At 73.5% G+C, this 820-nt stretch carries 1 protein-coding gene; it reads right to left on the reverse strand.

The annotated features are described in order from the left end of the window. Positions 1–820: ABC transporter ATP-binding protein/permease (locus RH94_RS45060; protein WP_234426156.1), on the reverse strand; the 820-nt coding region annotated here is incomplete at both ends.

Below are 820 nucleotides of genomic sequence, written 5' to 3' on the forward strand. Positions count from 1 at the left end.
GCGAGCCGCTGGCGCTGGCCCGCGGACAGTCCGGCCCCGTCCTCGCCGAGTCCGGTGTCCATTCCCTCGGGCAGCGCGTCCACGAACTCCAGCGCATCGGCATCGGCCAGTGCCCTGCGTACGGCGGCGTCGTCCGCGTCGGGCCGCGCCAGCCGCACGTTCTCGGCGATCGTCCCGGCGTACAGGTGCGGCCGCTGCGGCACCCAGGCGATCCGCGACCGCCACTGCTCCGGGTCGATGTCGGCGAGATCGGCTCCCGCGATCCGCACCCGGCCCGCGGTGGGCCGCACGAACCCCAGCAGAACGTTCAGCAGCGTCGACTTGCCCGCACCGCTGGGCCCGACGAGCGCGACCGTCTCCCCCGGCCGCACGGCGAAGGACACGTCCGTCACGGCGTCCCCGGACCGCCCGGGGTAGCGGACACTCACGTTCTCGAAGGACAGGCCGCCCGCCGGAACGGCCCCCGTGCCGGACTTCGGCACAGGGGTCTCCAGCACGGCGAAGATCTCCTCGGCCGCCGCCAGCCCCTCCGCCGCCGCGTGGTACTGCGCACCCACCTGCCGCAGCGGCAGATACGCCTCGGGCGCGAGCACGAGGATGACCAGCCCGACGTACAGGTCCATGTCGCCGCCGACGAGCCGCATGCCGATCGTGACCGCGACCAGGGCCACCGACAGCGTGGCCAGCAGTTCCAGGGCGAACGAGGACAGGAAGGCGATCCGCAGGGTGCGCATGGTCGCCCGCCGGTACTCGCCGGTGATGCGCTGGATCGACTCCGCCTGCGCCTTGGCACGGCCGAACACCTTCAGGGTCGGCAGCC

It is taken from the genome of Streptomyces kebangsaanensis, assembly GCF_001906585.1.
GTDB lineage: Bacteria > Actinomycetota > Actinomycetes > Streptomycetales > Streptomycetaceae > Streptomyces > Streptomyces kebangsaanensis.